Raw genomic sequence first — 22065 nt, 5'->3', positions numbered from 1 at the left:
AATTCCCTGTTAAATTCTGCGGGTTTAGCGGGCGCGTCAATTCGCCCGCGCCGAATTGCCCGTGGAGCAGGGGGAGTACGCGCATGTCCGGAGTACCGGGAGTCGTTGCCGCAGACGACATACGGCAGCCGCCGCCCACCCGTAAGCGGAAGCCGAAGCGGATGTCGGTCACGGTGGCCTTGCTGGTGCTCACCCCGCTGCTGATCGCGTTGAGCGGGTGGCTGGTGCAACCCCTGGGGCTGGGGTGGCTGGTGCTGGGCACCCTGCTCTCCTTCGTGGTGCTCTGCACGGCATGGGCGCTGTGCGGGGCCTGGCCGGGCGCCTGTGTCGCGGTGTCCGGGTTCGCGCTGATGCTGTTCCTCGGGCCCTCCCTGGACGAGGCCGTGCTCGAGGAACGCGGGGTCCGGTACGAGGCGTTGGTCGTCGACACCGACTCCCACAAGCGGACGAGCCGCCCCACGAAGTACTGGTGCCGGGTCGGCATCCCTCCCGAGGCCGGGGCGAAGGTCCGCTTCCACGACGTGAGCTGCGCAGCGGGCCACCGGGTGGACGACTGGGTGACGGTGGTGGTGGACCCGGAGGACTGGCTGGCGACCCGGCTGGCGGAGAACGCCCACGGGCCCTACACCGGGGTGCTGTGGACCTGCGCCGGGCTGTTCGTGGCGCTCGAAAGCAGCATCCTGTGGGGCAGGTTGCGGCGCCGCGCCGGGTGAGGCCCTAGGTGGCCGGTGCCGCCGTTTCGCTAATGTGCGGAGGGCAGTTGAGCCACCGTCGGGGGAAGGGACGCCATGCAGCCGCTGGACGAGGGGGAGCCGCGGACCATCGGGGCGTACCGGCTGCTGGGCCGGCTCGGGGCGGGCGGCATGGGCCGCGTGTACCTGGGGCGCAGCGAGGGCGGCCGGACGGTCGCGGTGAAGATCGTGCACCCGCACTTCGCCTCCGACGAGGAGTTCCGGGCCCGCTTCCGGCGCGAGGTGACGGCGGCCCGCCGGGTGGGCGGTGCCTGGACGGCGCCGGTCCTGGACGCCGATCCGGACGCGGCCGTGCCGTGGGTGGCGACCGGCTATGTGGCCGGTCCCTCGCTGGACCGGGCGCTGGCGGCGCACGGCCCGCTGCCGGAGGCGGCGGTCCGGGCGGTGGGGCTGGGGCTGGCCCGGGCGCTGGTGGCGGTGCACGGGCTGGGGCTGGTCCACCGGGACGTGAAGCCCTCGAACGTGATGCTGACCCTGGACGGCCCGCGGCTGATCGACTTCGGGATCGCCCGGGCCACGGACGGCACGGCCTCGCTCACCTCGACCGGGGTCTCGGTCGGCTCGCCCGGCTACATGTCGCCGGAGCAGATCCTCGGCAAGGGGGTCACCGAGGCGGCGGACGTGTTCTCGCTGGGTGCGGTACTGGCCTTCGCGGCGACCGGCACGCCGCCGTTCAGCGGGGACAACTCGGCGACGCTGCTCTACAAGGTGGTGCACGAGGAGCCCGACCTCGAGCTGATGCCGGCCGGGGAGCTGCGCGAGCTGGTGGCGGCCTGCCTGGCGAAGGCGCCGGCGGACCGGCCCGCTCCGGCGGCGATCGCCGCCGCGCTGGACGGGGCCCTGGACGTGCCGGGCTGGCTGCCGGGGCCGCTGGTCGAGGAGGCCAGCCGGGCGGCGGTCCGCCTGCTGGACCTCGACGCCATGCCCTCGGCCGGGCGGGCTCCTGCCGCGTCCGGGCCGGCTCCGGTCGGCGGGCCGGGTCCTGCCGCGGCCGGGCCCGGTTATGGCTACCCGGGCGCCGTCCCGCCCGCCGCCGGGCAGGACACCTTCGGCGCTGCCGACTCGTCGTACGGCGGGCTCGCGGGCTCGGGCCCGTACGGGCCGCGGCCCGGCTACGGCTACCCGGGCGCCGCCGGGCAGGACGGGTTCGGCGCTGCCGATCCGTCGTACGGCGGGCCGGCCGGCACTCCCTACGGGCAGCCGCAGGCCACAGCGGGCTCCGGCGCGGACGCCGGGCCGTACGGGGCGCCCACCGAAGCCGACGGCGGGGCCGGCCGCGAGGTCCGGGTCACCGCGGCCGGGCGCCGGTTCAGCTGCACGGTGGTGCTGGCCGCCGCCACGGCGGTGGCCGCGCTGGCCGGCGGGCTGTACGGGACGGGACTGCTGCCGGGCAGCGGCGGCGACAGGCGTGACTTCGCGGAGCAACCCCCGAGCAAGGCCCTGCCCGGCGACACCGCACCGAGTGCCGCGTCGAGCGCCAAGCCGAGCACCAAGCCGAGCGGTTCCGGTCCCGGCGCCGCCCGGGACGACGTGCCCAAGGAGCTCATCGGCACCTGGAAGGGCACCATCACCACCTCCCGCCTCGGCGTCTCCTCCGAGTTCGAGATCACCATCAAGGCCGGCAAGGTCGGTCAGGTCGTCGCCCGCGACAAGTCGGTCGTCGCGATCCTCGGCACCGACTGCAGCGGCGACTGGAAGCTCGCCTCCGCCACCGACCGCTCCCTGGTCCTGGACACCGCCGGCGGCCCCAACCCCGCCCCCGGCGTCTGCTCCAACGGTTCCGCCAACGAGCGGTTCACCCTCAACGCGAACGGCACCCTGCACTACGCCTCGGGCGACACACCGGCCGGAAACCCGGAGGGAGACCTCACCCGCAACCCTTGACAGCACTGGCGTAGGCTGGGCCGGTCCGGACCTCTCTTGACACACCGCCGAAGGGTGACGCACCGGTGACCGACCAGGCCGCTCTCCAGTCTGTCCTCGACCGAGCCGCCGCGGGGGGCCGGATCTCCGCGGAGGAGGCGCTCGACCTCTACCGCCACGCGCCGCTGCACGCCCTCGGCTCCGCCGCCGACACCGTGCGCCGCCGCCGTTACGCGGGTACCGAGCACATCGCGACGTACATCATCGAGCGGAACATCAACTACACCAACGTCTGTGTGACGGCCTGCAAGTTCTGTGCGTTCTACGCGGCGCCCAAGGACAAGAAGAAGGGCTGGAGCCGGGACCTCGAGGACATCCTGCGCCGCTGCGCGGAGACCGTGGAACTCGGTGGCACCCAGGTGATGTTCCAGGGCGGCCACCACCCGGACTACGGGGTGGAGTACTACGAGGAGCACTTCTCCGCCATCAAGAAGGCCTTCCCGCAGCTGGTCATCCACTCCCTCGGCGCCTCCGAGGTCGAGCACATGGCCAGGATCTCCGGGGTGAGCGCCGAGGAGGCGATCCGCCGGATCCACGCGGCCGGCCTGGATTCCTTCGCGGGGGCCGGCGCCGAACTGCTGCCCGCCCGGCCGCGCAAGGCGATCGCCCCGCTCAAGGAGTCCGGGGAGCGCTGGCTGGAGATCATGGAGCTGGCCCACAACCTGGGCGTGGAGTCGACCTCCACCATGCTGATGGGCACCGGCGAGACCAACGCCGAGCGGATCGAGCACATCCGCATGATCCGTGACGTGCAGGACCGGACGGGTGGCTTCCGGGCCTTTATCCCGTACACGTACCAGCCCGAGAACAACCACCTCAAGGGCCGCACCCAGGCGACCGTCTTCGAGTACCTGCGGATGATCGCGGTGGCCCGGCTGTTCCTCGACAACGTCGCGCACATCCAGGGCTCCTGGCTGACCGTCGGCAAGGAGGCGGGCCAGCTCTCGCTGCACTACGGCGCGGACGACCTCGGCTCGATCATGCTGGAGGAGAACGTGGTCTCCTCGGCGGGCGCCAAGCACCGCTCCAACCGGCACGAGATCATCGACCTGATCCGCAAGGCGGGCCGGACGCCGGCGCAGCGCGCGACCACGTACGAGCACCTGGCGGTGCACGAGGACCCGGCGAACGACCCGGTCGACCACCGCGTGGTCTCGCACATCTCGTCCACCGCCATCGAGGGCGGCACGGCGCACCCCGAGCTGAAGCTGATCTCCGCGAACTGATGCTCACGCTGCACACCGCGGACCTGTTGGTGCCGGGCGGCGCTGCGGACGAGGCGGTTCCGCTGCCCGGCGGGGCGGTCCTGGTCGAGGGCGACCGGATCGCCCGGGTGGGCCCGTACGAGGACCTCGCGGGCCGGTACCCGCACGCCCGGGTCCGCCGCTGGCCGGGGCTGCTGGTTCCGGGGCTGCTGGTGCACGGTGCGGCGGAGCTGCTGGAGCGTACGTACTACCCGGACGACCCGTACGAGGTCACCGAGCTCGGTGCGGAGCCGATCACCGGGGAGGCGGCGCTGGGCGACCTGAAGATGACCGAGGCCCGGTGGGGGCACAGTGCGCGGCGCGGCACGCAGAAGCTGTTGGCGCGGGGGGTGGTGGCGGTGACGGGCGGGCTCACGGTGCCGTCGGTCCGGACGGCGGTCACCCGCTCCGGCTTGACCGTCCTGCCGGCGCCGTCCGGCGGGGGCCGGCGCCCGGTCTCGCTGGACCCGTTCGCGGGTCTCGCGGTGCCTGGCGAGGCGTACTACGGGCGGCTGGAGGCGGGCGCGCCGGCCCGCTTCGCGGCGTTCGCGGTCCCGACCGAAGCGGCGCTGCTGGCTGAGGGCGCCACGACCTGCGTAGCCACCGTGATCGGTGGCCGCCTGCTCCACCGCCGCCGCTAGCGCGCCGTGTGGGCAATCGTGCCGCAGGGCGGCACGGGTGGGCACACGGCACACCGGCCCGCACCGGCCGCGCAGCGTGCACCCATTGCCCCGCCCGGCCGGGGTCGGGGGGACGCTGCGCGGACGGTGCGCGCCGTCGTTCCGGTGTGCCCACCCGTTCCGCCCTGCGGAACGACTGCCCACACCTATGGGACCGCCGGGCCCGACACGTAGCGGCCTGCCGTGTCGTATGGCCAGGCGTTGGCCTTGCAGCCCTCCAGGCCCTTGATCTGCTGCATCATCGCCGGCGCCGGCTTCCCCGCCCCCGGACACCCCTCATGGCCGCGCCCGATCTCGTGCCCCACCTCGTGGTTGACGATCAGCGCCCGGTACTCGCCCACCGGCCCGTCGAACTGCGGTGAACCCTGCTGCCACCGCTTGAGGTTGACCACCACGGTGTGGCCGGCCCGGCAGTTCGTCTCGCCCACCAGCTCGGGGGTGGTCACCTCGCACAGCCGGTCGGTGGTCGCGGGCGTCGCTATTCGGACGGTGAAGTCCACCGGGCCCTGCCCGGTCAGCTGGAAGCCGTACCGGTCGTCCCGGATCCAGCCGCGCCGGTTCGCGAGGATCGTGTCGATCTCCCGGGCAGCCGCGTCGGGGTCCACCCCGGCGCCCTCTTCCACCTCCACCCGGTAGCGGCGGGCGGGTCCTTTGCCGTGCTTCTCGGCAGAGAGCCCGGAGGCGGTGAACGTGCCCGTCCCGGAGCGCGGCACGTCTCCCCGGGAGGCCCGGGAGGCCTCGGGATCGGGGGTGCGGTCCAGCGGGGGCGGGCCGGACGGGGCGACAGTCGGGTCCGGCGCGGGGCGCAGGGCGGCCGGGGCCCGGCCCGCGGGCGGGTCCTCCCGGGTCAGGACCAGGGCGCCGGCACCGATCACGCCGGCCGAGCAGACGACGGCCAGCATGGTGCGGCGAAGCCGTTTGACGCGTTGGGCGCGGCGCCGGAGACGGCCTGAGCGGCGGCTTCCGCCGCCGGTGCTGTGGGACTGGCGCATACATGCGCCGCGCGGGCCTGCGCCGGAGTAAGTCACGTACCCCTCCGGCCGGTTCGCACGGCTACCTCCCGGCTCATCGGTACGAGTTCGGAACAGCTGGCTCCTCATGCCTGTAGACGGAGATCGGCAGGCCCCGGTTCCCCCCGGGGGGTGCCGCAGCCGTTCCGTACCGCCTGCCAGAATGGGGCAGGCACTCCACCCGAACCGAGACGAGCGAGGCCGAACGCCAGTGACCCGCGCACACCTGGACAAGCAGCCGCACGAAGTCGCCTCCATGTTCGACGGGGTCGCGGCGAACTACGACCTCACCAACGACGTCCTCTCGCTCGGCCAGGCCCGCCTCTGGCGCAAGGAGGTCGCCCGGGCGGTGGACGCGCGTCCCGCCCAGAAGGTGCTGGACCTGGCGGCCGGTACGGCGACCAGCTCGCTGCCCTTCGCCGCCACCGGTGCGTACGTCGTGCCCTGCGACTTCTCGCTCGGGATGCTCCGGGAGGGCAAGCGGAAGCACCCGTGGCTGCCGCTGACCGCCGGCGACGCGACCCGGCTGCCGTTCCGGGACGACACCTTCGACGCCGTCACCATCTCCTTCGGGCTGCGCAACGTCCAGGACACGGACACGGCGCTGCGCGAGCTGTACCGGGTGACCAAGCCCGGCGGCCGGGTCGTGATCTGCGAGTTCTCGCAGCCCACCTGGGCGCCGTTCCGGACGGTCTACACCGAGTACCTGATGCGCGCCCTGCCGCCGGTGGCCCGGGCGGTGTCCTCCAACCCCGACGCGTACGTCTACCTCGCCGAGTCCATCCGCGAGTGGCCGGACCAGCCCGCGCTGGCCGGGCTGCTGCAGAAGGCCGGCTGGGGCCGGGTGGCGTGGCGGAACCTGAGCGGCGGCATTGTGGCGCTGCACAGAGGCTTCAAGGGCGCGTAGTGGACTACCAGGCGGTGCTGGAGCGGATCGCGGCCGATGTCGCTCCGCTGGTCGGTTCCGGCACCCCGGCCGCGTACATTCCGGCCCTCGCGTCCGTGGACCCGGGGCAGTTCGGGATGGCCCTCGCCGATCTCGACGGCACCGTGTACGGGGTGGGGGACTGGCGGACTCCGTTCTCCGCGCAGTCCGTCACCAAGGTCTTCGCGCTGGCCCTCGCCCTCGCGGAGGGCGGGGACAGCCTGTGGGAGCGGGTGGGCCGGGAGCCCTCCGGCAACCCGTTCAACTCCCTGGTGCAGCTGGAGTACGAGAACGGCATCCCGCGCAACCCGTTCATCAACGCGGGCGCGCTGGTCGTCACCGACCGGCTGCAGACCCTCACCGGTGACGCGAGCAGCGAGCTGCTGGAGTTCCTCCGGCAGGAGAGCGGGAACCCGGAGCTCGCATTCGATGCCGAGGTCGCCGCCTCCGAGCAGGAGCACGGCGACCGGAACGCCGCCGTCGCCCACTTCATGGCCAGTTACGGCAACATCGACAACCCGGTCACGGACCTGCTGGAGCACTACTTCTGGCAGTGCTCCATCGAGACCAGCTGCGCCGATCTCGCCCTCGCCGCCCGCTTCCTGGCCCGCCACGGGCTGCGCGCGGACGGGACCCGGCTGCTGACCCGCAGCGAGGCCAAGCAGATCAACGCGGTGATGCTGACCTGCGGGACGTACGACGCGGCGGGGGAGTTCGCCTACCGGGTCGGGCTGCCGGGCAAGAGCGGGGTGGGCGGCGGGATCGTGGCCGTGGTGCCGGGCCGGTGCACGCTGTGCGTGTGGAGCCCGGGGCTGGACGCGCAGGGCAACTCGGTGGCGGGGGTCGCAGCGCTGGACCTGTTCACGACCCTGACCGGACTGTCCGTCTTCTAGAACTCTTCCAGAGTCCTTTCAAAGCCCATTCAGAGGCTGAGCCGGTAGCAGCGGACGGGGCGGCCGGACGGGGTGGTCAGCTCCTCGGCGAGTTCCATGCCCAGCCCTTCCGCGACCGCCACCGAGCGCTCGTTCCGGGCGTGGATCATCGCGACCACGTGCGGCAGACCCGCCGCCCGGACGCGCTCGACCGTGGCCGTCGCCGCGGCCGTTGCGTAGCCCTTCCCCCAGTGGTCCCGCCCGAGCCGCCAGCCGATCTCGATCTCCCCGGCCGGGCCCCAGGCGTGCGGCCACGGCTGGGCGCCGGTGAATCCGATGACCTGGCCTTCCTCGTCCAGCAGGGTCCACAGGCAGAAGCCGTGGCGGGCGTCGTGCAGGCGCTGCCGCGCGGTGATCTCCTGGTACGCCGAGAGCTCGGCGGGACCGCCGAGGAACTCCATCACATCGGGGTCGGAGAACGCCGCGTGCCAGGCGTGCGCATCCTCGTCGGTGGGTACGCGCAGCTGGACGACGGGGAGGGGCCGGGTCGGCGAGGGGGACGAGCCAGTCAACGGGGTAGCCCTTCTGATCGCGATCTCTCTCGCTGCATAGACTGCACATGTCCCGTGCCGTTCGGCACCCCTAATCGAGCCTTCGGGAGATCCCGCAGTGACCGAGCCCCTCTCCGAACACACCGCGGATGTGATCGTCGTCGGGGCCGGGCCCGCCGGCTCGACCACCGCCTACTACCTCGCCAAGGCCGGACTGGACGTCCTGCTGCTGGAGAAGACGGCGTTCCCGCGTGAAAAGGTCTGCGGTGACGGGCTCACCCCGCGGGCGACCAAGCAGCTGGTCGCGATGGGCATCGACATCTCGGAAGAGGCCGGCTGGCTCCGCAACAAGGGCCTGCGCATCATCGGCGGCGGGCAGCGGCTCCAGCTGGACTGGCCCGAGCTGGCCTCGTTCCCCGACTACGGACTCGTTCGCAAGCGCGACGACTTCGACGAGACCCTGGCCCGGCAGGCGCAGAAGGCGGGCGCCCGGCTCTACGAGCGGTGCAACGTCGGCGAGCCGGTCCGGGACCCGAGGACCGGGCAGATCACGGGGGTGCAGGCCAAGCTGGGCGAGGAGAAGACGGCGGTCACCTTCCACGCCCCGCTGGTGGTCGCGGCCGACGGCAACTCCTCCCGGCTGTCCCTGGCGATGGGCCTGCACCGGCGCGAGGACCGCCCGATGGGCGTGGCCGTGCGGACGTACTTCACCTCGCCGCGGCACGACGACGACTACCTGGAGTCCTGGCTGGAACTGTGGGACCGGCGCGGGGCGCAGGACCGGCTGCTGCCCGGCTACGGCTGGATCTTCGGCATGGGCGACGGCACCTCCAACGTCGGCCTCGGCATCCTCAACTCGTCCTCCGCCTTCCGCGAGCTGGACTGGCGCGAGGTGCTCAAGGCCTGGTGCGCCTCGATGCCGGCGGACTGGGGTTACACCCCGGAGAACATGACCCAGCCGATCCGCGGCGCGGCCCTGCCGATGGCGTTCAACCGGCAGCCGCACTACACCAAGGGCCTGCTGCTGGTGGGCGACGCGGGCGGGCTGGTCAACCCGTTCAACGGCGAGGGCATCGCCTATGCGATGGAGTCCGGGCAGATCGCGGCGGACGTCATCGTCCAGGCGCATGCCCGGGCCACCCCGGCGCAGCGCGAGCTGGCCCTGCACAACTACCCGAAGGTGCTGAAGGAGACCTACGGCGGCTACTACAGCCTGGGCCGGGCCTTCGTGAAGCTGATCGGCAACCCGAAGGTCATGAAGATCGCGGCGCAGCGCGGGCTGAGCCACCCGGTGCTGATGCGGTTCACCCTGAAGATGCTGGCGAACCTCACCGACCCGGCCGGCGGGGATGCGATGGACCGGGTCATCAACGGCCTGACGAAGGTAGCTCCGCGTTCGTGATCATTCAAGCGAGACAGCGGAACGACCGCTGAACTTCGGTGCTCCAGCCTACGGCGCGAGTCCTTTCGCGCCGTAGGCATGACAACGCCCGTCGGCCTCCTCAGTGGGCGCCGACGGGCGGGGGCGGTGGCGCTACGTTCGGGTGCGCCAGTAGGTCACCCAGTCATGGGCAAGCCGCCCCATGTGCCTTTTCCAGTCCTGCGGGTCCTCCCGGGCGATCTCATCCCAGGTTCGGGCGTTGGCCTCGGAGAATGCGGTGACGGAAGTGTGCGGGGCTGCTGCCCACGACGGGAACTGTCCGCAGGCCCATGCGTCCGCCGCTTCCGCCGTGTGTCCGGCTTCCATGAGTCGCAGGATGAGCACTGCGGGGTCGATCCATGCCGCGCCCCGGGTGGGCCATGCCCAGTCGATCAGGTGGGCACGGTCTGTGATGAACACATTGTGCGGAGCGAGGTCGGTGTGAAGCAGGGTGTCGCCGGCGAGCCGATCGACGCCGGCGGGGCCTGCGTAGCCGCTCCACCGGTCCTCGGCGCGTTTGAGCGGGATGTCTGGGCAGGGCGTGCTCTGGAGTTCGCGCAGGGCGACGGCGACGAGCTGTAGGTCGGCCGAGCCGGGAGCGTAGTCGGCGTGACGGGCGACGAGGTGCTCGTACCCGATCAGGTCCCATCCGGCGGCCTGTACGTGCCACAGCAGCCGGGGACATGACGGGGGCAGGTACGGATTGATCGACGCCTCGCGCTGCTGCGTCCGGATCTGCGGGTGAGCGGTGGGCACGCCCTTGACGAACAGGGTCTCGGCGGCGGTCGTGAGGGTGGCGGCGATGCCGCTGTTTGCGCCGCCGTCGGCGGTTGAGGCGTGCAGTACCGGGCCGGTGTGCTGCTCGACGGCGGCGCGCGCGGCGAGCGGTAGGTCGTCCCAGTGGATGCGGTCTACGGGCATGGGGGCTTCCTGGGGGTGGACAGCGAGCCGCCCCCGACCCTACGCGGGCGGGGGCGGCTCTGTGTGCAGGTGCGGTCTAGTACGGCTGGTCGTCGTCGGCCTGGCAGGAGCAGCCGAGGGCCTCGGAGAACGAGCCGATGTCCTTCGTGATCCTGAATCCGTCGTCCGCGATCGGACGGGACGTGATCGCGACGGGGAGCGGGCCGGCGGCCGACTCGGTCGGGCGCGGCGTGATCGAGAGCATCACGGGCGCGCGGCTGGTGGTGCGGGGCTCAATGGCGGTTGCCATGGGTTCACCTCACGGGTTCGGGGTCGGGATGCTGGCAGTACATGTTTCGCGGTGCCTTCGCCTCCTGGTAGAGCTTTGCCATGGGGCGGCAGGTGGTGCAGCCGCCCGGGTTGCCGTCGGCGTCCTTCTGACCGAACGAGCAGCCGGCGCAGCCCCCGGTGCGAAGCTGTAGGCCGTCGGCGATGCCGCCGAGGCGTTTGAGTCCCTCGATGCCTTCCTGCATGAGGGGGATGTGCGGCTCGCGGCCGATCTTGCAGATGGACGCGTGGCCGAACGGGTCCGCATGGAAGAACGTGTGTCCGGCGTTGCAGCCGGTGAAGGGCTTCCGCGCACGCAGGTACTTGAGGGCCTGCTCGGGGATCGGCGTCGCGTCGCCCTGGATGGTGGGCGACATATTCGTGAAGACGTATACCTGCCCGTACCGCTCGGCGAGCTGTTCCATGGCGGCGAACTCGTCGGCGTTGTCGTTGGTGACGACGATGTTGAGCTGCAATCGCAGGCCGGCCTCGCGGGCGGCGTCGAGTCCGGCGATGAAGCGGCCGAATGCGCCTCGGTTCCTGACGAACCCGTCGTAGGTCTCTTCGGTGGCTCCGTAGACGCTCAAGGACAGGTGATGGGGCGGGCGCTCGGTGAGCGTGTCGAGGATCTTCTCTTTGTGGAGCTGCGAGCCGTTCGTCGAGATCGTGAGCATGATCCCGAGGTCGTAAGCGTATGAGTACATCTCGGGGAACTCGCGGTCGATCAGAGGCTCGCCGCCGGTCATCTGGAGCCAGAGCACGCCGGCGTCGCGCATGATGTCGAGCAACCGGATTTTGTCCGGGCCCGGCATCCCCTCGAACTTCTTGAGGCCGAGGTAGCAGTGCGGACAGTCGTAGTCGCACCCCTTGTTGATCTCCCACGAGGCACGCGACATGCCGTATGCCGAGGGGGCACGCACGATGACGCGCTCACTAAGGGGACGGTGTTCGGGCAGGGCGATTCCCCATGCCTGGCGTGCGCCGTCGACGAGCCAAAGGGGAGCCGCAGCCCCGTTGCTCGCGGCCTTGCTCAGTTCGAGGTAACGGGCGAGCGGGATCTGCACCCCATCGTCGTGCCCGGGGCGTAACACGAGGTACTCGTCGAGGAACGGAGAGACGACGAGGTTATGAGTAGGTGCCGGCATGGGCCCCCCATGTGAGTGTGAACAGGGTCAGGGCGTGCAGGTTGGCGCGGGCGGGCGCCCAACGGCGCCAAAGGGCCTCGAACTCGCGGTCGGAACTCGGGAAGGTGAGCCCGGGTGCAGCTTTGCCGGCCCACGTGCGCACGGCGAGGTCACCGTGCGGGTAGATCGAGAAGTCGCCCGTGTAGTCGGCCGCGGCTGCTGCCGCGGTCCACGGGCCGAGGCGGGGCACCTCAACGAGTTCCTTGATCAGGCTTTCGGCGTCGAGGGTCGCCCACTTGTCGCCACTGTCGAGGTATGCCTCGGCGGCGGCGCGCAGAGCGCTCGTGTTGAACTTGCACCCGACGGCGGCGTATCCCTCGTCGGAGAGTTGCAGTAGGGCCTCGGGGGTCGGGGCGAGGGAGAGCTCGCCGGCGGCCGTGGTGAAGCTGCGCCCGTACGCGCTGTAGAGGCTGTGGTGCCGCTTCCGGGCCTGCCCTGCGGTCACGACTTGCCGCAGCAGCGCGGTAACGATCGCGTCCCACAACGAAGGGTTGTTGAGCCGAGCCACCGTGCCCAGTGACACGAGCTCGTCGAGCAGCGGTTCACCACCGTCCGGCGCTGCGGGCAGCTCGATCGACGATGTGTAGGCGACGGGAGGCTGCTCGGCGGCGGCGTCACCGGTGAGAGGCCACAGGGCCAGGTGCCGGGCCTTGTCGCTCCAGATGGCGAGCCACGCGGCCCCCTGGTGCTCGACGACGCGGGCACGCTCGCCCTTGCCGGTGGTCAACCATGCGGGGTGTTCCGTGATGATCGTCGTACTCATGAGCCCAATTCCGTTCGGGGATTGCAGTGTTCGAGAGATCGGCACGGGCCGGCCGTCCGCAGTTCGAGGTACTGCGAGGGGCGCACCGACCACTCGGCGACCGTCCCGCTCCCGAATACCACGGTGAAGCCGCAGTGGTGGCCCGAGTTGAGGAGCCCAAGGGCGTAGAGCCAACCGGAATCCGACCACTCGACAGCCCTAGCGTTCTCCCGGGGGGTCATGCCGAACACGTGAGCCGTCCGGATCTGAACGCGCATCGCCCGTACGGCGCTCGTCGCGGTGGGGAGGACGAGCGGCGCCTCGACAGGCACGGCACGGCGTGAGTTCTGCGACGCGTAGCGCACGACGGTAAGTAGGTACCCGTGTCCGACTAGGAACTCGTGGGGCGTGGTGAGAGCGGGCAAGGTTGCCCCGTTGACGCTGGTCACACTGGTTCTTGCGCCCATCCCTCGCCCTCCGGCTGCGGGTGACATAGTTGCCCCCTCACTGGTCGCTCGGCAGGTAGCGGCAGCGGAGGGCAACCCCTCGTGGTTCTCCCCAACAGGCGTAGGACAGGGGAGATTTGCACCGCATTGGGCACGGCCTTGTCGAGATCGACCCATTGAGACGGCGCAGAGTGACGCTACTGCTACCGAGGACAGGGCGGCAAGTGTGCTCCGGGGCATACATGCCCGCGGCCAGGGATTGGCATATGCGTGTGCCCCCCGACCGCAGGGGTCAGGGGGCACAGTTGCTACGGGGTGGCTGCCACTGCTCAGAGCAGGTGGTCGAACTCCCCTGCCTTCACGCCGGCGATGAAGGCGGCGAGCTTGTCGCGGCTCGTGGTGACGACGACGCCTGGCTCGTCACTCTCGCGCATCTTGATCTTGCCGTCGTGCTCCGCGAGCTCGACGCAGTTTTCTCCTCCGCCTCCGGAGAAAGAAGACTTCTGCCACTTGATGGGGGATGCGCTCATGCCGTTTTTCTCACAGTTCCCTTGCGATGTGATGGATGATATTGCGCGACTCTTCCGGGTCGAGCGAAGCGTGCTCGGCGATGTCGAGCAGAGTGCGGTATTTCTTCAATTCGGCCTCGGCGTCAAGGAAACGCCCACCGAAAGCGCTGTCGATCTGCACCGTGTCCAACTCGGGAACCGGGCCGCTCGCGTATAGCACCGGCTGTGTCACCTCGATGAAATCCTCGCTTGTGAACGGGATTACGAGAATTCTCACGGCCGGCATCCTGGAGACTTGAAGCAGGTATTCGAGCTGCTCGCGAACGACGTTGCGGCCGCCGAACCGCATCCGCAGGGCCGCCTCGTGGATGATCGCCGTGTACTGCGGAGGGTTCGGCCGCTCAAAGATCGTGAACCGTTTCAAGCGGTGCTCGACGCGGGCCTCGACCTCATCTGAGGGTAGCCTCGGCGTGGCGCCGGAGAACAGGGCGCGCGCGTAGTTTTCCGTCTGGAACGGGCCTGGAAACGTGATGCTCTGCATTGATCGCATGGCCGCGGCATGGTGTTCGAGCTCGGCGATATTCAACCATGCGGGGTCAAGCTTGCCTCGGTATTCGTCAAACCAGTGTTGGCCGCGGTGCTCAAGGGCTATGTGGGACAGGGCGTCGATCAACGATTCGTTGTCGCACTGGTAAAAGGTGGCCAAGCGGCGAATTCGCTCGGGGCTCACGCCAATGCGCCCGGCCTCGATGTGGCTGATTTTTGCCTGATCGACCGACAGCAGGCCGCCGGCTTCACGAGCTGTCTTGCCCGCGCGCTCCCGCAGCTTCCGCAGCTCAACGCCGAGCCGCTGTTGGCGTGCGGTCGGGTTGTCCCTCGGTGGCATTGGCCCCTCTCCTGTCGTTGACCTGAGTCTGCCGCGTAACCGTGCCATGGGTCTACCTGATGTCACCAGGAGAGGGGGGCACCCTTGCTCCGGGGCATGTATGCCCCCTACGATCCGGGCAGTACCGCGCCACGCCAGTAAGTCCGAAGTGCAGCCGTGGGGGCGCCTGTTGGCGTGCCCGCCCCGGGGGCCGGCCAATGCCACGCATGGTGAGCGCGTGTCGAGACCGCGTTGGGAGACGAAATGAACATCAGCGCCTTACCCGCACAGTCCAGCCCGAACGTCAGCTATCGGTTCGTCGTGCCTCGTGCCGCGACCGCACCGAAGATCGTGCGTGACCTCGTAGCCCTCCTCGTGGCCGCTTTCGGGCACGAGGACATCGTCGAGCACCTGAAAATCTGCGTGTCCGAGGTAGTGACGAACGCCTACCAGCACACGCGCACGGCCCGAATCACGGTGGACGTGTCCCTTGGATCGGACAACGTCACCGTGTGGGTGGACGATGGCCGGCCCGGGTGGCTGCCCCTGGTGCCGAGCTCTGCGCCGCCCTGGCATGACGAGTCAGGGCGCGGCCTCTACCTCGTGTCGAGGGTCGCAGACCAATTGGGCGTTGGCGACAACGACGACGGCGCGCCGCGCCTCGGGTTCAGCATCGGCTACCAGGGGGCGGCGTGATGCTGAGGCGCGAGACGAACATCGGCGCCATCTACCGGCCGGGTGACGACGGCGAGGCGCCCGCAGTGTGGCTGATCGACAGGAAGCGCACGCCGATCTGCGAGGTACCCGAGGGCGACGCGCGCGGCCTCGCGATCGAACTTGCCGAGCTGCTCGGTCTGTTCATCTGCGACCGCGGCGCAGTGGGGGAGGCGGCCGAATGATCAGCGATCAGGTGGTCGTCGGCGTGATCGCGGTGTGCGTCAGTCTGGGGCTGCTCGCGCTTACGGCGGTGTGGGCCTCGATGCCGAGCGCGCGGCGGGCAGTCACCCCTGCGCCGGACCGGCCCGGGAAGCGGTACCGGTGTTACTGCTGGAGGGAGCCGGTCGTCGTCTTCATTGGGGCGCCGCCCGCCCCGAAGATCGAGCGGCCATCGTTCCCGACGGTCGAGGCGCCATCGTTCCCGACGGTCGAGGCGCCACCGGGCCCGAGGGCCGAGGCGCCACCGGCCCCGACGTTCGGGGCGCCGCCCCCTCCGAGGATCTCGCCGCCGGCGCCGCGCGGGCGCCACGCCAAACCGCGCGCCACGAACCACGCTGCCCGCCCGGATAGCGCCTCCCTCGCGGGGGCGGGCGGCGGTGGAAGGGGAGCACCTCCCGTGCACGCGGCCGTGTAGATCGCGCACACGGTGACCCCGAGCGCAGGGCCCCCGACGAGTGCACCGGCGGGGGCCCTGCGCCTGCCCCAAACAAGAAAGGCGCCCCCGCCACCGGCACAAGGCCGGGGCGGGGGCGCGCTGCGTTCAGCGGGCGGCGGTCTGCCACAGGGTGAGGGCGAGACCGATCACGGCCACCAGGGCGAGGACGCTCGGGAGCGGCCACCGGGTCTTTTCGAGCGCGTCGAGCCGCTGCTCGTGGTCGGCGAGCTGCCGGTCGACTTGGTCGGACCGCTGCACGAGCAGCGCGAGTGATCCGTCGATGCGGGCGAACCCAGCCTCGACTGTAGAGCGGAGCCGTTCCAGTTCGAGGGCGACGTCGGACGGGGAAGGGTCGGTCACGGGCGCCCGCCGGTGTTCCGGTCGAGGGCGAGCAGCTCGGCGTCGGCGTCCGGTGCGGCGCGCAGCCATCGCGGCAGCAGGGCCTCGACGACCGGGAGCGCCATCACGCGGGTTACGCCACCCGCGACGGCGAGGGCGAGGCCGACGCCGGCGGCGGTCTGCGGGATGCCCGCAGCATTGATGATCAGCGGCAGACCCGCAGCGAAAGCGAGCACGGTCTGCACGATCGTGCGCACGGTACGGCGTGAAGCGTCAGTCACGGGAGTTCCTTTTCCACAGGGTGGGGACGACCCGCCCGCGGTCGCGAGCGGGCCAAGGGGGCAGGGTCAGACCTTGGGGACCTTGAGCGCCGCCCACGACGTCGGGCCGGGCCACCCGTCGGCGTCGTCGCCGGAGTACCCGAGGCGGCGCTGCCACGCGGCGTAGGACTGGCGATCGGACTCGGTCCACTGGGGGCCCGGACCCTGCGAGTACCGGCTGCACCCGACCGCGACGAGACGCCGACCCATGGCAGTGATGAGCGGAGAGCGGGGGTTCTGCCGGAACCATCCGGCGCCGGGGAACGGCGCGTACTGCGTGGCCGAGGGCTTGGTGGGCTCGGTGGGCTTGGGCTGCTCGGGGGTCCGGCCGAGGCGGCGGTCGATCCGCTCGCGCATGTCGTCCATCGACCACCCGCGCGGGTCCGACTTCCAGTCGCTCCACTCCTTGTGGCCGATGACCGATGCGGCCGACCACCCGTACGCGCGGCAGATCGCCGCCGAGGTCCGCTCGATCGCGTCGAGCTGCTCGTCGGGCCACGGGTCGCGTCCGTCGCCGAGGTTGACGCACTCGAACCCGTAGAAGTGCGCGTTTCCGTCGGTTGCGCCCGGCGATCCGTCGTGCTTGTTCGTCGCGGGCAGGGACTGCTCGGCGACGACCGCGGAGAGCACGCCAGGGTCGCCCCCGCCGGCGTGGTTCGCGCGGCCCGAGCTGATCAGGTAAACGGTGCCGTCCTTGGCGATCACGCCGTGACAGAGCGGTCCGGGCAGCTCGTCATAACCGTCGTAGCAGAGGCGTACCGACGACTCGGTGCCCGAGCTCACGGTGTGGTGGATCATCACGCCGTTGATCGGGCCGAAGCTGCCACGGTGGTTGCGGTTGTGGGTGCGCCATTCGTCGACCTCGACGACGCGCACGCCCTCGGCGCGCAGGATCGCGACGAGGCGATCAGGGCTGAAGGGGACTGCCATTGTGGTGCCTCCAGGCATGAAAAAGGCCCCGGCCAGAGCGGCACGGGGCGTACGGGAAAGGGGAGTTAGGCGAGGGCGGCCCAGAAGCGATTGGCGCCGTTCTCCATGGTTCCGACGTTGATCGAGGCGGGGGCCGACGCGGAGCCGATCGTGTAGACCCCGAAGCGCTTTACGGGTGTGCCGTATCCGAAGAAGTTCGGCGGCGCTCCCGCGCCGGATTCGGCGGCGAGCAGCATCGGCCCGTCACCGGTCGACGTGTTGTACTGGAGCCGCCACGCGACGTAGAAGACGCCGGCCGGCGCCGAGTACGCGGCTGTGAGCGGCGAGGAAATCGTCGCCCCGCCGGCCGTATGGACCTCTGGCGGTTCGTACGCCGCGGTGGACATGTCTCCGGTCGCGGCCACGCGCGCGCCGGTCGAGTCGTAGATCGCAGCCCACGACCCGGACGTGAGACCACCGGCGTACCCCGTGGCGAACCACACCACCCGGTTGATCGTGGCAGGCACACGCAGGATCACGGCCGTGACGCGAATCGGGCCGCTGCCGGGGTAGAGGGCGGTTGACTGGCCGAGCGCGGGGTCGAATGCCCACGCGGCGAGACCGTGGTCGGACGGGAGCCACTCGCCGCCCCCGAGCGCGTCGACGTACGACTTGCGCGCAAGGTGGTTCGCGGTAGTCGGCGCGGCCGAGCTCGACGGAATGCTGCTGAACGTCTTCGACCCGCTGATCGTCTGCGTTCCGGCAAGCAGGACGGCGGCCGAGGTTTGCGCGTACCGAGCGTCGCCGGCGGTCTGGTCGAGGGCGCCGACGTCCGCCGCGGTGAGCACGACGACACCGGTTTTGGAGTTGACCGAATCGACGGCGCCCCCGCCCGCGGCGGGAAGCTGCGCCGCAGGTACCTTGCCGTCGGTGCCGAGCGTGGCCACACCCGACGGTGCACCGGCCGCAGCGATCGCGAGGGCGCCCACGTCACCCGCGGTAAGGACAACTGCGGCGGCGCTCTTGCCGTTGACGGACTGCACGACGCCGCCCGGGCCGGTCGCCCCCGTCGCGCCGGCGTCCCCCTTGTCTCCCTTCGGTCCGCGGAGATTGCCGATCGCGGTTCCCCACCCGGACGCGTTGCGCTGCCACAGGTCGCCGGTATCCGTTCTGATCAACAGATCACCAGGCTTGGTGTTCGTCGAGGGGGTCGTCGCGTTGTTGGCGTAGATCGCCGCGCCGCGGACGTCGCCGCCGATCTGCGCCCATGCTCCGCCGGTCCGCTGCCACGTCGAGACGGTCGTCGAGGCGACGTTCAGGAACGTCGTCGACTCGTACCGCACGTAGAGATCGCCGTCGACACCGAGGCCGGCCGCAGGGGCGGCGGCGCCGCTGTAGATACGCGATCCGGGGGTACCGGGTACGCCCCGCGGCCCGATGGGTCCGGGGACGCCGACATAGTTCGGTTTGCTCGGGTCAGTAGGGGCGATGTCGGCGAGGTCGACCTCGGGCTGCGCCCGGGGCACCACGATGTTGTACGAGCGGCCCACGGGGATTCCCGAGAGCTGCTCGGTCACGACGTACGCCCATCCGACGGGGTCCATGTCGGGGGCGTCGGTAGCGGGCAGGGTGACCTCGACCGAGCCCTGCGCGTCGAGTTGGACTGTGACCGGGCCGCCGAGGATGACGTCGGCCGCGGGAAACGTGAGCGTCGCGGGTGCGCGGAAAACGATCGCCCCCGACAGCGGCGTGCCGTCGGGGGCGAGGAAGCGACCGCGCACGGTCACGGTGGGGATGGATGGGGGCAGCAGGGCGGGCCCTCCTAGTCGTCGATGGTGTGCCACCCGGGCTCGGCGGGAGCGGAAGGCTTCTCGGGCGGCGCCCCCTCGGGAACGCCGGTGAACCCCCGTACCGCGGCTGCGGTCCCGTGCGGCGGCGGGTCGGGTGCCTCGTCCGCGCTGAAGGTGTTTCGGGTGTAGGCGTGAAAGACCCTTGTCTCGATGCCACTGTCGGCCCCGGTCACACGGTGCTGAATGTTCCAACCCACGTAGTCCTGAAAGCCGACCCTGTGCAGAGGCTGCGTGATCGTCTTGTTCACCCACGTGCGGGGCGGCACGTCGTACTCGGCGACTTCTACCTCGCCGCCACCGGGCGGAATCATGTTCACGCGCACCTGCCCGCCGGATGGGCTCGCGATGCTGGACAGAGTGATGACTGCGACGGCGTTGTGCGCCGGCGCACCGCCCACCCACGCGTACTGATAGGTGGTGCCCTCGGTCCCCTGCTGCTTCGTAGGGAAGAGCTGAATCGGCATCCACGGGCGTCCGAGGAACTCGCGGCTGTAGTAGTCGTCCATCATGATTACGGCGCCCGCGCGTGAGAACGTCCTGATCATGTTCGAGCCCTCGCCCGATCCGCCGACCATAAGGGCGAGCGTCCCGTCGGACCGCTGCACCTGCACGCCGTAGGCGCCATCCCACAGACGTCCGACGCCGAATATCCCGGTCCCGTCCGGTGCGCGAACTTCGAGCGATCCGCCCTCGGCGATCTTCACGGGTCCGGACGTGATCTCGTTGAGGGCGGGGCGAATCTGAGTGCGGCCGGTGAGCTCGCGCACCTTCCGTTCAAGCTCGCGGATGCGGTCGAGTAGGTCGAGGGGGATCGCTGCCACTAGGCGGCCTCCAGGAAGAGTTTCGCGGTCTCGGGCCGACCACGCAGGGGCGGACTGATCGCGAGGCCGACAACGCGGTATCGGCGGTCGAGCCCTTCGGCCCACCACAGATCCCGGATGCGCACGCGTACGGTCGCGCCGAGCAAGGCGGGTGAAAGGGGGACGCGGTCGAGGGCGACGGTCAGCTCGGGAATCGGCCGCGGGTTGAGCGCGGCGGCGAGGTCCGCGCGGGCATGCGCGCCGAGCGTGGCAGGCTCCGTAACGGTGGTGTAGTCCGAAGTTCCGTCCAGCCGCGGCCATCCGGCGGCGAGCTGCGTTTCGTCGACGAGCAGCTCGGTCATCATGGGCAGTGACTCGGCGGTCTGGTTTCGGTTTTCGCTCGCGCCTCGGGACTGCCACACGTTGGCGCGCACGGTCGCGTCGATGGGCCACCCGTACGAGAGGATCGGCCCGGGGTGGTCGAGGACGATCTCGGACTCGCCCGTACGGATCACGGGGGCCCCGAGCTGCACCTGCTTGATGCGCCGGCCGCTGCCCGTGTCGCGGTAGCTCGCGATCCGCCACTCGAACCCGCCCTCGACGCTCGCGAGTTGGTCAATGACCTCGCGTATGCGTGGCTGGTCGAATCTGCGGTACGTCCGGTCGCGCAGCGTGCCCGAGAGCTGCTCGGCGTCGTACTCGATGCCGATATCGCCGCCGGTCAGACTTGCGCTGTAGTCGAGCAAGCCGCGGACGATGTCGAACTGATCGACTTGGTTCGCCTGCTGTGTGTGGAAGATCGCTCGGTGATCGAGGTAGGACGCCCACCCGCCGGCCTGAATCCGCAGGCCGAGGGTGCCTCGGGCGTCGCTCGCGAGGTCGGCGGTCCAAGGGATGCCGCCCCACCAGACGTCAGGGCCGCGCTCGATCCACATTGCCGTTCGACCGAGTTCGAGAGCGGCGCGGGCGCGGGCCGCGATCTGGCGATTTGGCAGAGGGACGGTTGCCGAGGCGGTGCCCACCTTGCCGATGAAGTCGTCGAGCGACACGTCGTTCACGGGCAGGATGTCGAGCACCTGATCGGTGCGCAGGTCGCACAGAACAACGCGGTACGCAGGGGATGTCACCTGATCACCCCCTATCCGTCGAGCGGGTAGATCAGCCCCGACAGGGCTGCCCACGTGGTCAGACTCGGGTTACCGATCAGCTTCAAATGCCCGTTCGTTTGGGCATCGATCTTGATCGGCACGCCGCCGGCCGCGATCGAGGCCGAGGTGTGCAGCGCCGGCCGGGCCGCGGCCGGGAGCGGCGCGGCGAGCGGCTGACCATTGGCGGGCGGAGTGGCGCTGGTGGTCCAGGACACACCCCCGCGCCATTGCAGGTGGGGGATACCGCCGAGCATGATCGCCCGGTACCGCAAAGGCCCTTGGCTGTTCCCGCCGTTGGTGTATCCAGCGGCGAGGGTGGGCGAGGTCCACCCGATGACCGGGTCGAGGGTCTGCCACGTCCCGCCGTCCCACCGGTCGAGGCCACTTCCGTTGTCGCGGTACTGGCCCGGGTAGGCGCCGGCGAAGCTCAACCCCCAGCCTCGGGGGACGATCCCCCCGTATCCGGAGGTGTAGCGGCGGCGGTCGGCGAGCGCGCTCGCCCATGTGATCCCGCCCGTACCCGCCGAGATGCCGGCCGGAACCGTGATCTCCCACAGACGGAGCGTCGCGTTCGGCAGGTTGGGCGGCGTGGGGGTCGCGGTGGCGGCGCCTTGGACGATCTCGACGCGGGCGAGCGTCTGCTGCCCGTTGTCGTACTGCGGGTCGTAGACGCGAAGCACGACCGCGTCGATTCTCCCGTACAGGGCGTTCCCGTCGGCGACGGTCAGGGTCTCGGGGGCAGTGACTGCGACGGGATAGGCGCCCTGCCCATCGATCCCTTGCACCAGGGCGCGGCCGACGGCGATCTGCACTTGCATGGCGCCGACGCCGGTCGCGATGAGGGCGGTTCCGCCGGCGATCACGCCGTCGCGAGAAGTCATCGCGCCGTCGGGCGCCATGGTGCCGAGCGGCACGAGGCGGGTGTCTTCGCGGGTCTGCCCTGCGGGGAGCAGCCATCCGGTACGGACGGTCAAGGG

Annotated in this window: 24 protein-coding genes; 9 read left to right on the top strand and 15 right to left on the bottom strand. The window is 70.6% G+C overall.

Features of this window, described 5'->3' with window-relative positions; genetic code table 11:
* The first annotated feature begins 83 nt into the window (after window positions 1–83).
* The 4 genes from ABT123_RS28680 to ABT123_RS28665 all read left to right on the top strand — a co-directional run bounded on the left by ABT123_RS28680 (window position 84) and on the right by ABT123_RS28665 (window position 4560).
* The gene (locus tag ABT123_RS28680; protein WP_351319879.1) at window positions 84–713 is read left to right on the top strand and encodes a hypothetical protein; all 630 of its coding nucleotides are present in this window, start codon (window positions 84–86) and stop codon (window positions 711–713) included.
* A 75-nt stretch (window positions 714–788) separates the two neighbouring features.
* Window positions 789–2636: a protein kinase domain-containing protein gene (locus ABT123_RS28675; RefSeq protein ID WP_351319877.1), complete on the top strand. Its 1848-nt coding sequence runs from the start codon at window positions 789–791 to the stop codon at window positions 2634–2636.
* Between the two features lie 65 nt (window positions 2637–2701).
* Window positions 2702–3901 carry a cyclic dehypoxanthinyl futalosine synthase gene (mqnC, locus tag ABT123_RS28670; RefSeq protein WP_351319875.1) on the top strand — a complete coding sequence of 400 codons (1200 nt, stop codon included), beginning with the start codon at window positions 2702–2704 and terminating at the stop codon, window positions 3899–3901.
* Window positions 3901–4560, top strand: a complete 660-nt coding sequence (locus tag ABT123_RS28665; RefSeq protein WP_351319873.1) for an imidazolonepropionase-like domain-containing protein — start codon at window positions 3901–3903, stop codon at window positions 4558–4560. The genes mqnC and ABT123_RS28665 overlap by 1 nt, the downstream gene beginning before the upstream one ends.
* Before the next feature lie 185 nt (window positions 4561–4745).
* Here the strand turns inward: ABT123_RS28665 and ABT123_RS28660 are convergent, their stop codons facing one another.
* Window positions 4746–5501 carry a DUF3152 domain-containing protein gene (locus tag ABT123_RS28660; RefSeq protein WP_351319871.1) on the bottom strand — a complete coding sequence of 252 codons (756 nt, stop codon included), beginning with the start codon at window positions 5499–5501 and terminating at the stop codon, window positions 4746–4748.
* 319 nt (window positions 5502–5820) lie between these two features.
* On the opposite strand from ABT123_RS28660, the gene ABT123_RS28655 reads away from it, so the two are divergent.
* Both ABT123_RS28655 and ABT123_RS28650 read left to right on the top strand, forming a co-directional pair.
* Window positions 5821–6516: a demethylmenaquinone methyltransferase gene (locus ABT123_RS28655; protein ID WP_351319869.1), complete on the top strand. Its 696-nt coding sequence runs from the start codon at window positions 5821–5823 to the stop codon at window positions 6514–6516.
* Window positions 6516–7427 carry a glutaminase gene (locus ABT123_RS28650; protein WP_351319867.1) on the top strand — a complete coding sequence of 304 codons (912 nt, stop codon included), beginning with the start codon at window positions 6516–6518 and terminating at the stop codon, window positions 7425–7427. The genes ABT123_RS28655 and ABT123_RS28650 overlap by 1 nt, the downstream gene beginning before the upstream one ends.
* A 29-nt stretch (window positions 7428–7456) precedes the next feature.
* On the opposite strand, the gene ABT123_RS28645 is transcribed toward ABT123_RS28650, so the two are convergent.
* Complete coding sequence (locus ABT123_RS28645; RefSeq protein WP_351319865.1) at window positions 7457–7978, bottom strand: GNAT family N-acetyltransferase; 522 nt, start codon at window positions 7976–7978, stop codon at window positions 7457–7459.
* 97 nt (window positions 7979–8075) lie between these two features.
* On the opposite strand from ABT123_RS28645, the gene ABT123_RS28640 reads away from it, so the two are divergent.
* On the top strand, window positions 8076–9359 hold the full coding sequence (locus tag ABT123_RS28640) for a geranylgeranyl reductase family protein (protein WP_351319863.1): 1284 nt from the start codon (window positions 8076–8078) through the stop codon (window positions 9357–9359).
* Between the two features lie 132 nt (window positions 9360–9491).
* Here ABT123_RS28640 and ABT123_RS28635 read toward each other — a convergent pair whose 3' ends face one another.
* From ABT123_RS28635 to ABT123_RS28610, 6 genes are all read right to left on the bottom strand, one after another.
* A complete protein-coding gene (locus ABT123_RS28635; RefSeq protein ID WP_351319861.1) occupies window positions 9492–10298 on the bottom strand; it encodes an aminoglycoside phosphotransferase in 807 nt (268 codons plus the stop codon).
* A 76-nt stretch (window positions 10299–10374) separates the two neighbouring features.
* Entirely contained in the window at window positions 10375–10587 is a 213-nt protein-coding gene (locus ABT123_RS28630) for a hypothetical protein (RefSeq protein ID WP_351319859.1), read from the bottom strand.
* Window positions 10588–10591: 4 nt separating this feature from the next.
* Window positions 10592–11668, bottom strand: a complete 1077-nt coding sequence (locus ABT123_RS28625; RefSeq protein ID WP_351319857.1) for a radical SAM protein — start codon at window positions 11666–11668, stop codon at window positions 10592–10594.
* Window positions 11669–11729: 61 nt separating this feature from the next.
* The gene (locus ABT123_RS28620; protein ID WP_351319855.1) at window positions 11730–12551 is read right to left on the bottom strand and encodes a DNA glycosylase family protein; all 822 of its coding nucleotides are present in this window, start codon (window positions 12549–12551) and stop codon (window positions 11730–11732) included.
* Window positions 12552–13305: 754 nt separating this feature from the next.
* Entirely contained in the window at window positions 13306–13506 is a 201-nt protein-coding gene (locus ABT123_RS28615; RefSeq protein ID WP_351319853.1) for a DUF397 domain-containing protein, read from the bottom strand.
* Between the two features lie 10 nt (window positions 13507–13516).
* The gene (locus ABT123_RS28610; RefSeq protein WP_351319852.1) at window positions 13517–14371 is read right to left on the bottom strand and encodes a helix-turn-helix domain-containing protein; all 855 of its coding nucleotides are present in this window, start codon (window positions 14369–14371) and stop codon (window positions 13517–13519) included.
* 243 nt (window positions 14372–14614) lie between these two features.
* Here ABT123_RS28610 and ABT123_RS28605 point away from each other — a divergent pair, with 243 nt between their 5' ends.
* On the top strand, window positions 14615–15046 hold the full coding sequence (locus ABT123_RS28605; RefSeq protein ID WP_351319850.1) for an ATP-binding protein: 432 nt from the start codon (window positions 14615–14617) through the stop codon (window positions 15044–15046).
* A complete protein-coding gene (locus tag ABT123_RS28600) occupies window positions 15046–15249 on the top strand; it encodes a hypothetical protein (RefSeq protein WP_351319848.1) in 204 nt (67 codons plus the stop codon). Before ABT123_RS28605 ends, ABT123_RS28600 begins: the two co-directional genes overlap by 1 nt.
* Before the next feature lie 578 nt (window positions 15250–15827).
* On the opposite strand, the gene ABT123_RS28595 is transcribed toward ABT123_RS28600, so the two are convergent.
* The 7 genes from ABT123_RS28595 to ABT123_RS28565 all read right to left on the bottom strand — a co-directional run bounded on the left by ABT123_RS28595 (window position 15828) and on the right by ABT123_RS28565 (window position 22062).
* Entirely contained in the window at window positions 15828–16082 is a 255-nt protein-coding gene (locus ABT123_RS28595; protein ID WP_351319846.1) for a hypothetical protein, read from the bottom strand.
* A complete protein-coding gene (locus ABT123_RS28590) occupies window positions 16079–16342 on the bottom strand; it encodes a hypothetical protein (protein WP_351319844.1) in 264 nt (87 codons plus the stop codon). The genes ABT123_RS28595 and ABT123_RS28590 overlap by 4 nt, the downstream gene beginning before the upstream one ends.
* 66 nt (window positions 16343–16408) lie before the next feature.
* The gene (locus ABT123_RS28585) at window positions 16409–17311 is read right to left on the bottom strand and encodes a peptidoglycan-binding protein (protein ID WP_351319842.1); all 903 of its coding nucleotides are present in this window, start codon (window positions 17309–17311) and stop codon (window positions 16409–16411) included.
* Window positions 17312–17376: 65 nt separating this feature from the next.
* Window positions 17377–19077 carry a hypothetical protein gene (locus tag ABT123_RS28580; protein WP_351319840.1) on the bottom strand — a complete coding sequence of 567 codons (1701 nt, stop codon included), beginning with the start codon at window positions 19075–19077 and terminating at the stop codon, window positions 17377–17379.
* A 35-nt stretch (window positions 19078–19112) separates the two neighbouring features.
* Window positions 19113–19961: a hypothetical protein gene (locus ABT123_RS28575; protein WP_351319838.1), complete on the bottom strand. Its 849-nt coding sequence runs from the start codon at window positions 19959–19961 to the stop codon at window positions 19113–19115.
* A complete protein-coding gene (locus ABT123_RS28570) occupies window positions 19961–21067 on the bottom strand; it encodes a hypothetical protein (protein WP_351319836.1) in 1107 nt (368 codons plus the stop codon). The genes ABT123_RS28575 and ABT123_RS28570 overlap by 1 nt, the downstream gene beginning before the upstream one ends.
* Window positions 21068–21078: 11 nt before the next feature.
* The gene (locus ABT123_RS28565) at window positions 21079–22062 is read right to left on the bottom strand and encodes a hypothetical protein (RefSeq protein ID WP_351319834.1); all 984 of its coding nucleotides are present in this window, start codon (window positions 22060–22062) and stop codon (window positions 21079–21081) included.
* Window positions 22063–22065 lie beyond the last annotated feature (3 nt).

The sequence above is a fragment of the Streptomyces sp. NPDC002054 genome (assembly GCF_040296685.1).
GTDB lineage: Bacteria > Actinomycetota > Actinomycetes > Streptomycetales > Streptomycetaceae > Streptomyces.
The sequence above is the reverse complement of the archived record's forward strand: the minus strand, read 5'-3'. Positions and strand labels throughout refer to the sequence as shown.

Coding starts and splice junctions, on each gene's coding strand:
- ABT123_RS28680 (WP_351319879.1), top strand. CDS start 84: ATGTCCGGAGTACCGGGAGTCGTTGCCGCAGACGACATACGGCAGCCG.
- ABT123_RS28615 (WP_351319853.1), bottom strand. CDS start 13,506: ATGAGCGCATCCCCCATCAAGTGGCAGAAGTCTTCTTTCTCCGGAGGC.
- ABT123_RS28620 (WP_351319855.1), bottom strand. CDS start 12,551: ATGAGTACGACGATCATCACGGAACACCCCGCATGGTTGACCACCGGC.
- ABT123_RS28600 (WP_351319848.1), top strand. CDS start 15,046: ATGCTGAGGCGCGAGACGAACATCGGCGCCATCTACCGGCCGGGTGAC.
- ABT123_RS28630 (WP_351319859.1), bottom strand. CDS start 10,587: ATGGCAACCGCCATTGAGCCCCGCACCACCAGCCGCGCGCCCGTGATG.
- ABT123_RS28585 (WP_351319842.1), bottom strand. CDS start 17,311: ATGGCAGTCCCCTTCAGCCCTGATCGCCTCGTCGCGATCCTGCGCGCC.
- ABT123_RS28605 (WP_351319850.1), top strand. CDS start 14,615: ATGAACATCAGCGCCTTACCCGCACAGTCCAGCCCGAACGTCAGCTAT.
- ABT123_RS28675 (WP_351319877.1), top strand. CDS start 789: ATGCAGCCGCTGGACGAGGGGGAGCCGCGGACCATCGGGGCGTACCGG.
- ABT123_RS28665 (WP_351319873.1), top strand. CDS start 3,901: ATGCTCACGCTGCACACCGCGGACCTGTTGGTGCCGGGCGGCGCTGCG.
- ABT123_RS28635 (WP_351319861.1), bottom strand. CDS start 10,298: ATGCCCGTAGACCGCATCCACTGGGACGACCTACCGCTCGCCGCGCGC.
- ABT123_RS28660 (WP_351319871.1), bottom strand. CDS start 5,501: ATGCTGGCCGTCGTCTGCTCGGCCGGCGTGATCGGTGCCGGCGCCCTG.
- ABT123_RS28610 (WP_351319852.1), bottom strand. CDS start 14,371: ATGCCACCGAGGGACAACCCGACCGCACGCCAACAGCGGCTCGGCGTT.